The following is a 13,333-nucleotide window of genomic DNA, read 5'->3' as shown; positions in this document are numbered from 1 at the left end:
GGCATGGCCGACATCACTCAATGGATCGCCGCTGCGCGTGTAGGTGACCGCAGCGCTTTCAACAAGTTGTTCGAGGTTCTGTATCACGACTTGCGCCGCATTGCGCATGCGCGCCTGGCGCGCAACGTGCGCAACACCTTGCTCGACACCACGGCGCTGGTGCACGAGTGCTATGCGAAGTTCGTCGCGCAGCAGCGGCTCAACGTCGACGACCGGTCCCATTTCCTTGCGTACTCGGCACGGGTCATGCGTTCCATCATCGTGGACATGGCGCGCGCCGGCCGGGCCGAACGGCGCGGTGGCGGAGCCGAACACGTGCCGCTGGACACTGCGAGCGGCGCGGACGCCTTGCAGGCCGAAGACGAGATATTCGACGTCGATGCGGCACTGGCGGAACTGGCCCGGCTCGACCCGCGGCTCGCCAGCGTGGTGGAGATGCGCTATTTCGGCGGCATGAGCGACCTGGAGATCGGCGAGGCGCTCGGCCTCACCGACCGAACGGTGCGACGCGACTGGGAGAAGGCGCGGGCGCTGCTCAGCATGGCGTTGCGGAGCTAGCCCGCCTGCAGCAACCGCTGCGCCTGCAGCAGCCGCGGGCTCTGCGAATGCTGGCCGGCGAGATCGGTCAAGGCGTTCTGCGCGGAGGCCCTTGCCTCGGCCGTGCGGCCGGCCAGGCGCAGCACCTCCGCGCGGCGCAGCGCCGACTCGGCCCGCTCCACCGCCGATGGCGCGGCCACCGAGGCGCCGACATCCAGCAGGCGCAGGGCCGCATCCCTGCGGCCGGCGCGTGCGGAGGCGATTGCAGCCTGCTCGGCGGACACGCGGTACAGCCATGTTGCGGTGGCGCCAGACTTTGTCATGTCGGCTTGCAGCCCGTTTGCGAGCTGAAGGGCCGCGGCGTCCTGGCCCGCGGCCAGCAGAGCTTCCGTGCTGGCCGCCGCCAGCGCGAAGGCGGTCGGCCCCTGTCGCTGGCCGGCGGGCAGGGCGGCTTCCATGGCTTTGAGGCGTTGCAGCGCTTCATCCGCACGGCCGCGCCAGATTAACGACCGAGCCTCCATGACGATGTAGGTCGCGGCGTCGCGCACGGTGGGATCGGCCAGCACGGTTGTATCGAGGGGACCCACGAACGGAGTCGCGGCCTGCAGGTCGCCCAGCAGCATCTCGTTCTCCAGCAGGCGGCCCTGCATGATGACGAGTCCGCCCCTGACGTCGGGACCTTCGGCGGCCTGCCGCAGCGCGGCGCGGCGCTCCGCCAACAAGGTGCGTGCCGCGTCGTGCTGGCCTTGCCCGGCCAGTGCCGCGGCCAGGCGCCCGACCGCGCGCAGCGTGTCGCGGTCGAAGGCGCCGAACAGTTCCTGGTTGCGCTGCACCGCATCGCGCAGGACAGGCACCGCGCCGGCGGGGTGGCCGGCGGCCGACAAGGCCGCGCCCAGGTTGCTCAGGCTGTAGGCCAGGTCGCTGATCTCGACGGCCGCTTTGAGGTATCCGTCGTGAGCGCGCTGAACCAGGCTCAAGGCCTTGGGGTCATCAAAACCCACGTGGTGCTGAGCCAGGCGGTGGACGATGGAGTAGCGGTCCCGCTCCTCGGGAAAGCTCCGCGCCGCCACTGCCTCGGCCTGGCTCAACACGGCCTCCGCTTCCGCCCGCTTCCCCTGGCGGCTGAGCAGCGCGCCGAGGTCGCCGGCCAGCACTGCACGCGCACGAGCGACTTCAGCATCCGAATCTTCGTCCGGTGCCCAGGCCATGCCGGCGCGACCCACGGCTTCGCTCTCGTCATAGCGGCCCAGGTGATGCAGGGTGCGGCCTCGGGTCACGTGGGCCAGCAGGATCTCGCGCGTTTCTCCAACGCTGGCCTTGAGCAGGGCCAGGTGCCGGGCGCCGGCCTCCAAGGCCTCATCGTGATGTCCAGCGAAGCTGAGCTGCGCGGCCAGGGCTTGCAGGATGCCAAGCGTCTGGATCGGCCGGTCCTTGTATTGCGTCTGGACGAGCTGGTTGCCCTTCTCGCGCAGCAGGCGCATCACCGCACCGCGCTCCGCGAGCGCCGACGGCTCCCAGTTCGACACCGTGGTCAAGGTCTCGGCATACAGCTGCTGCACGCCCTCTTGCTGTGCCAAGGCCTGCACCACCCGCTGGGTCTCCCGCCGGGCCACCACCGCCTGCCAGCCCGCCACACCGCTTCCGGCCACCAGTGCCAGCGTCGCTGTGGCCGCCGCAGCCACCGGCAGCCGGTTGCGCAGCACGAACTTGCGTAGCCGGTACCAACGGGTGTCCGGCCGCGCCTGCACCGGGAGCCCGGCGAGGAACTGGCGGATGTCCTGCGCAAAAGCGTCGACGCTGCCGGTGCGCCGGGCGGGGTCCTTGCGCAGCGCCTGCTGCAGGATGGCGTCAAGGTCACCACGAAGCTGCTTCTTCGCAGCCGGATCGCTGGCGGCAACGCTTGCCGGCGGCGGGTCCATGGACGCGATCGCGTCTTCCAGCTGCGCGGCGCTGGCGCGCTTGAGCACGTAAGGCTTGCGGCCGGCCAGCAGTTCATAGGCCACCACGGCCAGGCTGTACACGTCGCTGGCGGTGCCCAGCGGTTCACCGCGGATCTGCTCGGGGCTGGCGTAGTCCAGCGTCAGCGCCTGCCCGGCCTGGCGGGTCAGTGCGGTCTCGGCGGTCGCGTCGCCGTCCATCAGCTTGGCGATGCCGAAGTCGAGCAGCCGGACCTGGCCGTCCGGCGTGACGAGGATGTTGGCCGGCTTCAGGTCACGGTGCACCACCAGCTTGGCGTGCGCATGCGCCACCGCCGCGGCCACCTGCAGGAGCAGCCCCAGGCGCTCGCGCAGCGGCAGCGCATGGCGGGTGCAATAGGCATCGATCGGCATGCCGTCCACCAGCTCCATGGCGATGATCGGGCCGCCCTGCTCATCGACACCGGCGTCGTACAGGCGGGCGATGTTCGGGTGCGCCAGCGTGGCCAGGATGTCGCGCTCCCGAGCCAGCCGCTGAGCGACGGCGCCGCCCCAGACCAGCCGGGGCAGCTTCAGCGCCACTTCACGGCGCAGGGGACCCTCCGCCCGCTCGGCACGCCACACCACGCCCATGCCGCCGCGGCCGAGTTGCGCCAGCAGCCGGTAGCCGCCGATGAGGTCGCCGGCTGCGGGCTCGGCGCTGTCGACGACGACCTCCGTCAACGGTGCGCCGGGCAATTTCGGCAAGGTGCCCATGAAGTCGCCACTTTCCGCCTTGGCATGGGCCGCGAGCAGGGCTTGCACGGCCTGGCGCACTGCGGGCGGCGAGTCGCTCAAGCCGTCCAGCCAGGGCTGCCGCGAGGCTGCCGGCAGCGCCAGTGCCTCGTCCAGCAACGCGCTGACAGCCGGCCAGCTGTCCGCCAGGTCGTTGATACCGTTCATGAGTTCTCCGTCGACGACTCGCCGCATGTTGGACGGTACGCGCTGGGCGTGGCGATGCGGACATGGTGTTATTTCCCCGCGGCGTTCCCATCTCGCGTTGCAGGCGCCTTGAAGCTAGGGGGCATGCGCGCCTGCCTTGTCAGTTCGGCGGATGTTTCGAAACCCGGGATCGCGCAATGTCCGAGAGGCGACTCGAACTCCGTATCGCTGTTCAGCAAGTGGCTGAAACGATGCCTTGCGAAGTTCCACTTCCACCGAAAGGAAATCCATGTCGTCTCTATTGCACGCACCGCCCACCCTGATGACCCTGGCCGCGCTGGCCCTGGGTTGCTGCGCCGGCTCCGCACAAGCGGTGGTGGTGATCGAAGCCTTCGGCAGCGGCCATGTGTCGGTGGACAACGCCAGCACGAAGCGCACGATGGACGTGATCGAACAGACGCTCGGCGGCGGTCGCGCGGTCTCGGGCGACCGCGACATCGTTATCGCCAGCGCTACCGATGTCGTTGGCGGAGCCGCCGTGTCCGGGTCGGCCTTTGCGGCGCCGGGCGTGCTCAAGGCCAAGGTGGACGCACTGTCCTTCGTCAGGTCACCAGCGCCCAGCGTTCCTGTGAGCAAGGCCTACGCGCCCGTGGCGGTCGGCAGCTTTGGAGGCAGCTTCGCCGACACCGTGTTGCTGAGCAGTGCGACGCTGACCGCCGGCACGCCCGTGCAGTTCGTCTACACGGTGGAGCTGCACGCCACGTCAAACGGCGCCGGCCACGCGGGGCCGCAGTTCGGCGGCTACGACAGTGGCACCTTCTACTTCGACGCCTACCTGCGAAGCAGCGGCGGCGCGACCCTCGGCTTGATGTATGACTACCCCAACGGGGCCTATCAGAAGGTGCCGAACACGTCCTTCAGCTATCCGAGGACGGTCAACGGCGTGATCGGCGACGTGGTGTCGCTGGGCGCCACCCTCAGCCTCGGTGCGGACGACCGCGCCGGCTGGTATGGCGATGGCACTGGCAACCTCACCTTTTACGGCGACCTGCAGGAGACGCACCTGGATGCGTCCAACACGGCGCGCTTCTATCTGGACGCGGTCACGCCAGGTCTTGATCTGGTTGCGGAAAGCGGGCACAACTACGCGACTGCTGCCGTGCCGGAGCCGGGCACTTGGCTGCTGCTGTCGCTCGGGCTCGCCGCCGTGGGCGCGAGCAGGCGGCCGACCCCCGGCTCTGCCAGCGCATCGCGCTGTTCTTCGTGATGATCGTCGAACGTACCGCTTCCAGTCAGTTTTTGCCGGCGCGGTCAGCCAGTTGATCCTGGCCGGCTTCTTTCGAACGTTCTAGACAACCTGCAGAGGCATCAATGCATACCGACCGTCGAACATTTCTAAATCGCACGGGGAGTGCGCTCATTGCATCTCCATGGATGGGGGCGGCTTCAGCAGCAACTGGTGGTCCTTCCATGAGGCGAATCGCCACTGAAGAAGCGTTTGCGACGCCTGAACTGGTTGAAGCCTGGTTGGAAATCGCTCGCTCCCAACCCGACTCCAGTCTCGATGTTTCAACAGGCATCCTTTCCATTTTCGGCAGCTCCCGCCCGGGATCCAATCAGGATCGCTTTCGTCGGCAGCTCCTTGATGTCGATGTCGAACGTCTCACCGAGATGGATCAAGCAAGCGTCGACATGCAGGTCTTGTCCGTGACGATTCCCGGCGTTCAGATGTTCGAGGCGGGTCAAGCAATCGAGCTGTCAGTCGCGACGAATGACCATCTTGCTGCAGTGATTGCGCGGCATCCCCGGAGATATGCCGGACTGGCGTGCTTTCCTGCCCAAACTCCTCGTCAAGCGGCCAACGAAATGGAGCGTGCAATCAACAAGCTCGGTCTGAATGGCTTCATCGTGAACTCTCATACGAACAATCGCTATCTGGATGATCCCATGTTCGCGCCAATCCTTGAAGCAGCTCAAGCTCTCGACCGCCCAATCTACCTGCATCCACGCGCACCGTCGAAGGGCATGGAAGTTCCGTTTCGCGAGTACAGCATGGGGGGCTCGATCTGGGGATTTGGCATCGAGGCCGGTACCCACGCCGTCAGGATGATCTTGGGTGGCGTTTTCGATCGCTTTCCGCGACTGCAAGTCATTCTGGGTCACATGGGCGAAGGCTTGCCGTTTTGGATGTGGCGCCTGGACCATATGGCGGCACGACGCGCAAAGGACGGCAGGATGAAACCGCTGTCCTTGGCTCCGAGCGAGTACTTTCGCCGCAACTTCGTTGTAACAACAAGTGGATTCGAATCCTCCGACGTGCTGGCGTTGACCATAAAGTCAGCCGGTATCGACAACGTCATGTGGGCCGTTGACTATCCCTACGAAGATATGCGTGATGCCGTCGCATTCATAGAGGGCGCGGGACTCAGCGCAGCTCAGCGTGCCAGCATCTTTCACCGCAACGCAGAACGCGTATTTCGGATTGGCTAGGGCGTTCCATGGTGCCGACTGTCCATCTTCCCGTCGGTGTTCGTGTCACGCCGCAGCACGCCCGTAAACGCGGCTCGGCGAGCTCCGCTTTTGGCACGAAGCCGTCGTCGACTCGACGACGACGGTCAGGAATGTGCCCAACAAAGCGGAAGGTCGCAATAGACGTCGAAGGACGGCACCGCAGCGATTATTGCCGGTCACATGAATCGCCGGGGAGGTTAGATCGGCCGTCACCCGTCGCTCACGATGAGCGGCTTCCGAACGCTCATGGGTGATTTCGGGACTAAGGTCGGTCGGCTGACAGAGCGGAATCTCCTTCCAGAGCCGGTGGCGAATACTCCTTCGGTTGGCCTTGAAAACATCGCTCAGGTGCCCAGGGGGCATGTATCACCAGAACACGATGAGAAGAACGCACTTTCCCTACGGAACGCTGCTGCTTTGCACACTGACCTTGGCGTACTCGATGTACGTGGCCGTCCAAGTGACCGGGCACCCGATGGGCACGGTTGACATCCGGCTGCTGGAACCGTACGGCGCCGTGACCGTCGAGCACCTGCGGGATCTCGAGGTTTGGCGTCTCGTCGCCGCTCAGCTCATACATGCGAAGCAGCTCCATATGCTCTACAACGTGCTGTCGCTGGCGATGCTCGGTGTGTTGCTGGAACGCAAGCCAGGGCCTCTGTGGTGGATTGGGCTCTGGTTCATCGCCGGGTCGGTCGGTACGGTAGTCAGCACGTTGTTCACTCCGTCACCATGGAACCTGGGCACCGGGGCGTCCCAGGCGGTGGTGGGCCTGGCTGGTTATGGCCTGACGCAGGTTGGCGCCGACGCCGGCTCGAAGAACCTGATCGCCGTGCTGTGCGTCACGCTGCTGCCCGCATTCGCGCTCGACCTCCTCCACGCCGGCCATCCCAAGCCGGGCCATGTTGCGGCCGTCGCCGTCGGCGTGTTGGCGGGATTCACCCAGCGCTTCATCGCCGCGAGAAGAGCGCAATCCCGAGACTTGGCGCGCTGAATTCGGCGAACTTCCGCTTTGGGCACAAGCTGCCGACGGCCTTCCGGTCCGCCCCCAGGGGGCAGGTCAGTGCCCAAAGCCGAAATTCGCTGAGCTACAGCTCCAGGCTGATCTGAGTCATTCGCGGGCCGTGCCTGAACGACAGCGTCCACGCAGACCGTTCATTGAAGGACGCTGGCTCTGACCGGCTGCTTCACCCCCGGAAGCCATTCCGTCGTCTTGCACACTCGTTCAAGTGTCTTGCGCAGGGCGCTACTGCTCCTGCGCAGCGCATCGCGCCAGTGGTGTAGCAATCAGGACATGTTGTTATATATTCAACAGCATGAAGTGGTTGCTACTCATTCTCTCGCTGCCGACCGAAAACGCCGCGGCCCGCATGCGTGTGTGGCGGGCGCTCAAAGCTTCCGGTGCGGCGGTGTTGAGAGATGGCGTCTACCTGCTGCCGCAGTCGCCGGAGCATCAAACGGCGCTAGAGGGGATTGCCGACGACCTGCGCCAGAACGACGGCACGGCTCATCTGCTCGGTACGGAGTCCAGCGACGCGCAGTTCCCTGCACTGTTTGACCGCAGCCCCGAATTCGCCGCCTTGCTGGGCGACATCACCGACGGTCGCAAGCGGCTCAACGCCGAGCAGGCGATGGAGTCGGTCAAGTTCGCGCGCAAGCTGCGCAAGGCCTTTGACCAGCTCGTGGCCATCGACTTCTTCCCCAGCGAGGCCCAGCGTCAAGCCCGTGAAGCTCTCGAAGAGTTTGAGAGCCAGGCCAACCAGCTCCTGTCGCCCGATGAGCCCCGCCCCGCAGCGCGTGCCATCTCGCCGCTGGAGCGAGCCGATTACCAGGGACGCCTGTGGGCCACGCGCGCCCGCCCTTGGGTGGACCGCATGGCTAGCGCCTGGCTGATCCGCCGCTTCATCGACCCCAAGGCTCGCTTCATGTGGCTGAAGTCGCCATCAGACTGCCCGAAAAAGGCGCTCGGCTTCGACTTCGACGGCGCGACTTTTACCCACGTCGGCGCGCGCGTGACCTTCGAGACGCTGCTCGCCAGCTTCGGCCTGGAGACTCCGGCGCTGCTGCGCATGGGCCTGCTGGTGCACAGCCTGGACGTCGGCGGCGTGCAGCCGCTGGAAGCCGCCGGCGTCGAGCGCGTGCTGGCCGGCATGCGCGAGGCCATCACCGATGACGACCAGTTGATGCAGGTTAGCGCCGGTGTCTTCGAGGGCCTGCTGACCGCTTTCCAGAACAGTGAGGAGAAGCCATGAACGCCATTCCCCAAGACCTTCCCTTCGACCCGGCAGCTCTGAACGGCTTGTCCGAGCGGCTGCTACGCAGCCACCACCAGAACAACTATGGCGGCGCCGTCAAGCGGCTCAACGCCATCCGCGCGCAACTGCGCACCGCCGCTCCAGGCGCCTTGCCCGGCTTCGAGCTGAACGGCTTGAAGCGCGAGGAGCTGATCGCCGCCAACTCGATGCTGCTGCATGAGCTGTACTTCGACTCGCTCGGCGCGTCGGCACAAGACATGACGCCGGCCATGGCGCTGGCGCTCGCCGGCAGCTTCGGCAGCGTCGAGCGCTGGCGTGACGAGTTCGTCGCGATGGGCAAGGCCCTGGGCGGCGGCTCAGGCTGGGTGCTGCTGACCTTCCAGCCGCGCGAGGGCACGCTGGTCAACCAGTGGGCGGCCGATCACACCCATGCGCTGGCCGGTGGCGTGCCCATCCTCGCCTTGGACATGTACGAGCACGCCTACCACCTGGATCATGGCGCCGCGGCAGCCGCCTATGTCGACGCCTTCATGGCCAACATCGCCTGGGACAAGGTCTACACCCGCTACCAGCAGGGCGTGCACGCGACGAGCGAGGCGCTTGCGGCCGACCTGGATCACCTCGACACGGCGCAGTGCTTGGTGCTCGATGTCCGGCGGGCCGGCGTGTTCCAACAGGCCAAGACGATGCTGCCGGATGCGCGCTGGCGCGACCCAGCCAGCGTGCAGGACTGGGCGGGCGAACTGCCCAAGGACTGCGATGTACTGGTCTATTGCGTCTACGGCCACGAGGTCGGCCGCTCGACCGCGATGAAGCTGCGCGCCGCTGGCGTGCGCGCCCGCTTCCTGCCTGGCGGCATCGATGGCTGGACGCAGGCGGGTCGCGAGGTTCGAGCCAAGGAGACGCAGGCGTGAGCGACTTGCAGGCCGCACCGCGCTACACGCTGTGGCAGCTTGTCCGCTACATGCTGGGCCTGGGCACCTGGGGCTTCGGTGGGCCGGTGGCGCTGGTCGGCTTCATGTACCGCGATCTGGTCGAGCAGCGGCAGTGGATCTCCGAGGCTGAGTACAAGGAGGGCATGGCCCTGGCGCAGCTGATGCCGGGGCCACTGGCGGCGCAGCTGGCCATCTACCTCGGCTATGTACATTACCGTGTGCTCGGCGCGACGGTCGTGGGCATGGCCTTCGTGCTGCCGTCCTTCCTGATGGTCGTCGCCATCGGCGCGGCCTACCAAGCCTATGGCGGCATCAGCTGGATGCAGGCCGTGTTCTACGGCGTCGGCGCTTCAGTCATCGGCATCATCGCGATGAGCGCCTACAAGCTGACGACCAAGAACATCGGCAAGGACAAGCTGCTGTGGGCCATCTTCGCGGTCAGTGCGGCGGTGACCGTCATCACCAAGTCCGAGGTGGTCTGGCTCTTCCTGGGCTCGGGCGTGCTGGTGTGGCTGCTGCGCGCGCCGCCCAAGTGGTTCTCCGGCGGGCAGGTCAACGGTATCGCCGCGCCACTGGCCGGCTTCTTTGCCATCGACGCGCTGGACTGGCACAAGCTCGGCCAGATCGGCGCCTACTTCGCCTACGCGGGCAGCTTCGTCTTCGGCAGCGGCCTGGCCATCGTGCCCTTCCTGTACAGCGGCGTCGTGCAGGAATACGGGTGGCTGACGGACCGGCAGTTCGTCGATGCCGTGGCTGTCGCGATGATCACGCCCGGCCCGGTTGTCATCACGACGGGCTTCATCGGCTTCCTGGTCTCGGGCTTCTGGGGCGCCGTCGTCGCGGCTGCGGCCACCTTCGTGCCCTGCTTCTTCTTCACCATCCTGCCGGCGCCGTATTTCAAGAAATACGGCAAGCTCCGGGCATCGTCGCCTTCGTCGACGGCGTGACGGCTGCGGCCATCGGCGCGATCACTGGGGCGGTGGTCGTCATCGGCCAGCGCTCGATCACCGATGTTGCGACGGCCACGCTGGCGCTGGCCACCGTCGGGGTGCTGTGGCGCTTCAAGAAGCTTCCTGAGCCTGTGGTCGTCGCCGCAGCGGCCATCGCCGGGCTGCTGCTGTTTCCCTTGTCCCATCAGGCTTGAAGAGGTTCGCCATAGCTGCCGACGACGCACCATCACTGGCGCTGCTCTATCCGGGGGACCGGGCGGCCGGTGTCGCGCTGAGCCCGCCGTTTATCACGACGACTTCGCCGACGAGGTGGCCACCCACCTGCGGCGCATCGACGGCGTGCTGGTTTGGTGCAACCCCATTGAGGGTGGCCGCCGCCGCGACCGACTCGACGCGCTGTTGCGCAAGTTTGCAGAGGGCGGCGTCTATGTGAGTACGCTGTCGGTTTGCGCTGAGTTCCGAGTTCCGTGCGATCAACTCTGAACTCTCGGGGGCGAACGTCCTCGCTGCTGAAGGCGTCGATAGCCACCGAAACGGAAGCATTCCTGATCCTGGCCCGTGAAGCTAGGAACAGCGTGCGCAGGACAGCTTGTTGTACCCGTGATGCCGCCCGTCGCTCACAATGCCCAGCCTTGGGAACCTATGACCATGCTGCAACTTTTCGGTGGAGACAGCGAAGCTGAGAAGCATGCGCGCGCTGTGAATTGGTGCGCGACAGGCATGGGGCTTCCTACCGGATGGCCGGCTGAACTGCGGATCGCTGCCGAGCAGGTGTGCTCGTCCAAGCTCCCAATGTTCGTGGCGTGGGGGCCGAAGCTGGAGGTGATCTACAACGATCCCTTCATCGAACTGCTGGGAGCCAAGCACCCTTGGGCGATGGGCCAGCCGCACTTGGACGTGTGGGCCGAAGCCAAGGAAGGGCTGGAGCCCCTGGTGAAGCGGGCGCTAGAGGGCGAGTCGCTGCTTATCAAGGACGTGTCCTTTGACATCAAGCGCGGCGAGGCCGTCCAACAGGTGCAGGTCACCTTTTCCTACAACCCGCTGCGAACAGCAAATGGCGAGGTCGCGGGCATCCAGTGCGTGTGCGTCGAGACCACGGAGGTGGCACGCTTGCTTCATCTGCAGACCGAGCAGCGCGCCCGCCTCGAAACGCTCTTCCGTCAATCGGCCGGCTTCATGGCCGTTGTGCGCGGGCCAAACCATGTGTTCGACCTGGTGAATGACGAATATCTGCAACTGGTCGGTTTTCGGGACCTCGTGGGCAAGTCCGTCGCGTCGGCACTTCCGGAGGTCGTCGAACAAGGCTTCATCAAGCTGCTCGACAGGGTTCGCACGACGGGAGAGCCTTACGTCGGCAAGGACATGCCCATCACCTTGCAAAAGGTGAAGGACGGCCCCCCAACGCTGGCCTTCGTCGACTTCGTGTACCAGCCGTTGCGAGGAGTGATGGGCGAGGTGGATGGCATCCTGGCGCAAGGGCATGACGTCACGGATCAACGCGCAGCGCGAGAGGAGCTGCAGGCCTTCGCCAACAGCATTCCGGCGATCGCATGGGTAGCCAAGCCTGACGGCAGCTTGGAGCACTTCAACAAGCAATGGCAGGCATACACGGGCGCACCTGAGGAGGTGGCGTTGGGGCGGGGCTGGGTGGAGTACGTCCATCCGGATGACTTGCCCGCGGCGCGTGAGGTCTGGCACGCCGCGCGTGACGGCACGGTCCCTTGGCACATCGAGTACCGCCTGCGCTCGGCCGACGGGTCGTATCGCTGGTTTCTTGCCAGGGCAGTGCCACAGCTCAACGCCGTCGGGCGAGTTGTGAAGTGGTTCGGCACGACGACCGACATCGAGGACAGCAGGCGCGCGGCTCAGACGTTGGAGTCGGCCTCCCGCCAGAAGGACGAGTTCCTCGCCACGCTGGCGCATGAGCTTCGAAATCCGCTGGCGCCGATCCGCTTCGCAACTGAAACGCTGTCGTCGTCTAAAGCCACACCGGAGGCTCGCGCAAAGTCCGTCGACGTCATCCGCCGCCAGGTGGACCAAATGTCGCACCTGCTTGAAGATTTGATCGACGTTGCACGAGTGACGGAACGCCGGCTCGTGCTCCGCAAGGAAGCCGTCTCCGTGCGCCAGCCCCTGGACGCCGCCATCGAAGCCGCACGGCCGTTGATCGAGCGCAAGCGACACGAGTTGACGGTGTCTATCGAAGAGCCGATTCCCGTGGTGATGGCAGACCCCGTCCGCCTGGCGCAGGTTATGACGAACTTGTTGACCAACGCCGCGAAGTACACCGACCCAGGTGGTCGCATCCGCATTGAGGCTGCCGCGGCGAAGGGGCGCTGTGTCCTGCGCGTCGTCGACAACGGTGTGGGCCTAGCACCTCGCTCGTCCGACTCGATCTTTGAGCTGTTCACACAAGCGCAGTCGGCCTTGGAACGGTCGGAAGGAGGCCTGGGCATTGGCCTGGCGTTGGTCAAAGGGGTGGTCGAGCTTCACGGCGGCACCGTCTCAGCTGCCAGCGATGGGCTAGGAAAAGGTAGCGCTTTCGAGGTCGTCTTGCCGCTCGCTACTTGCACGGCAAAAGAACCAAAGCCCCTTGAGGAGGTCGCGCCGAAGGCCGCTGCCAAGGTGATCCTCTTGGCCGACGACAACGCAGACGCCGTGGGGTCGATGGCAGAGCTCCTCAAGATGGCCGGCCACGTCGTTCACATCGCCTATGACGGCGCCGAAGCGGTAGCAAAGGCGTCCGAGGTCAGTCCTCAGGTGGCCATCCTGGACATCGGCATGCCGAAGATGAACGGCTACGAAGCGGCAAGGCTCATCCGAAGCGGCCATCCGGATTGCCTGCTGATCGCTGCGACAGGCTGGGGACAGGAGAACGATCGGCGGCGGGCGTTCGACGCCGGCTTTGATGCCCATCTCACCAAGCCGATGGAACCTAGTGCCGTATTCAAGCTGATTGGACAGGGTCGCGAAGTGGCGGCCTTCGACGAAAAATGACTTTTCCGGACGAACCTTGATCTTGCGAGAAGCGCATGGCCGAGTTGCTGCACGGGCTGGCGCCGCACTTCGAGCGCGAGACGGCGGCCACATGATCGACCAAGCCTGGCAGCCGCGTGTCGTCGACGTGCCTGGCCAGCAAAGGCCTCAATGATCGTGACCGTGATGGGCGTCTGGCACATGGGCATGGCTGTGCCGACTCGACTCATGTCGGTGCCGATGGCTGTGCGCACGTTCGGGCATCGGATAGTGGGTATGGTCGTGATGCCCGTCGTCGTGCCGGTGCGCGTGCTCGTGTTCCAGCGCCTCGT

9 protein-coding genes and 2 pseudogenes are annotated in these 13,333 nt (G+C 65.7%); 9 read left to right on the top strand and 2 right to left on the bottom strand.

Going from position 1 to position 13,333, the window contains the following annotated elements; genetic code table 11:
- The coding region (locus tag AC0IZJ_RS28130) for an ECF-type sigma factor (RefSeq protein WP_471855536.1) at nucleotides 1-558 on the top strand (558 nt) is incomplete at its 5' end.
- Here AC0IZJ_RS28130 and AC0IZJ_RS28125 read toward each other — a convergent pair.
- On the bottom strand, nucleotides 555-3,395 hold the full coding sequence (locus AC0IZJ_RS28125) for a serine/threonine-protein kinase (protein WP_471855535.1): 2,841 nt from the start codon (nucleotides 3,393-3,395) through the stop codon (nucleotides 555-557). The genes AC0IZJ_RS28130 and AC0IZJ_RS28125 overlap by 4 nt on opposite strands.
- A gap of 268 nt (nucleotides 3,396-3,663) precedes the next feature.
- Between AC0IZJ_RS28125 and AC0IZJ_RS28120 the strand changes: the two genes are divergently transcribed.
- The 8 genes and pseudogenes from AC0IZJ_RS28120 to AC0IZJ_RS28085 all read left to right on the top strand — a co-directional run bounded on the left by AC0IZJ_RS28120 (nucleotide 3,664) and on the right by AC0IZJ_RS28085 (nucleotide 13,022).
- The gene (locus AC0IZJ_RS28120) at nucleotides 3,664-4,641 is read left to right on the top strand and encodes a PEP-CTERM sorting domain-containing protein (RefSeq protein ID WP_471855534.1); all 978 of its coding nucleotides are present in this window, start codon (nucleotides 3,664-3,666) and stop codon (nucleotides 4,639-4,641) included.
- 203 nt (nucleotides 4,642-4,844) lie between these two features.
- The gene (locus tag AC0IZJ_RS28115; protein ID WP_471855533.1) at nucleotides 4,845-5,864 is read left to right on the top strand and encodes an amidohydrolase family protein; all 1,020 of its coding nucleotides are present in this window, start codon (nucleotides 4,845-4,847) and stop codon (nucleotides 5,862-5,864) included.
- A gap of 382 nt (nucleotides 5,865-6,246) precedes the next feature.
- Nucleotides 6,247-6,879 carry a rhomboid family intramembrane serine protease gene (locus AC0IZJ_RS28110; protein ID WP_471855531.1) on the top strand — a complete coding sequence of 211 codons (633 nt, stop codon included), beginning with the start codon at nucleotides 6,247-6,249 and terminating at the stop codon, nucleotides 6,877-6,879.
- A 322-nt stretch (nucleotides 6,880-7,201) separates the two neighbouring features.
- A complete protein-coding gene (locus AC0IZJ_RS28105) occupies nucleotides 7,202-8,137 on the top strand; it encodes a chromate resistance protein ChrB domain-containing protein (protein ID WP_471855530.1) in 936 nt (311 codons plus the stop codon).
- Nucleotides 8,134-9,054 carry a Fe-Mn family superoxide dismutase gene (locus AC0IZJ_RS28100; protein ID WP_471855529.1) on the top strand — a complete coding sequence of 307 codons (921 nt, stop codon included), beginning with the start codon at nucleotides 8,134-8,136 and terminating at the stop codon, nucleotides 9,052-9,054. Before AC0IZJ_RS28105 ends, AC0IZJ_RS28100 begins: the two co-directional genes overlap by 4 nt.
- A gap of 50 nt (nucleotides 9,055-9,104) precedes the next feature.
- Nucleotides 9,105-10,219 (top strand): annotated as a pseudogene (locus AC0IZJ_RS28095) (chromate transporter).
- 115 nt (nucleotides 10,220-10,334) lie between these two features.
- Nucleotides 10,335-10,508 (top strand): hypothetical protein, encoded by a 174-nt coding sequence (locus AC0IZJ_RS28090; protein ID WP_471855527.1) that lies wholly within the window; start codon nucleotides 10,335-10,337, stop codon nucleotides 10,506-10,508.
- A gap of 165 nt (nucleotides 10,509-10,673) precedes the next feature.
- Nucleotides 10,674-13,022, top strand: coding sequence for a hybrid sensor histidine kinase/response regulator (locus AC0IZJ_RS28085; RefSeq protein ID WP_471855525.1), 2,349 nt, complete (start codon nucleotides 10,674-10,676; stop codon nucleotides 13,020-13,022).
- 147 nt (nucleotides 13,023-13,169) lie between these two features.
- On the opposite strand, the pseudogene AC0IZJ_RS28080 reads toward AC0IZJ_RS28085, so the two are convergent.
- Nucleotides 13,170-13,333, bottom strand: a pseudogene (locus tag AC0IZJ_RS28080) (EamA/RhaT family transporter); the annotation flags it as partial.

Source organism: Roseateles sp. AC306 (assembly GCF_979253795.1).
Note: the sequence above shows the minus strand (reverse complement) of the source record. Positions and strands in the feature narration are given on the sequence as shown.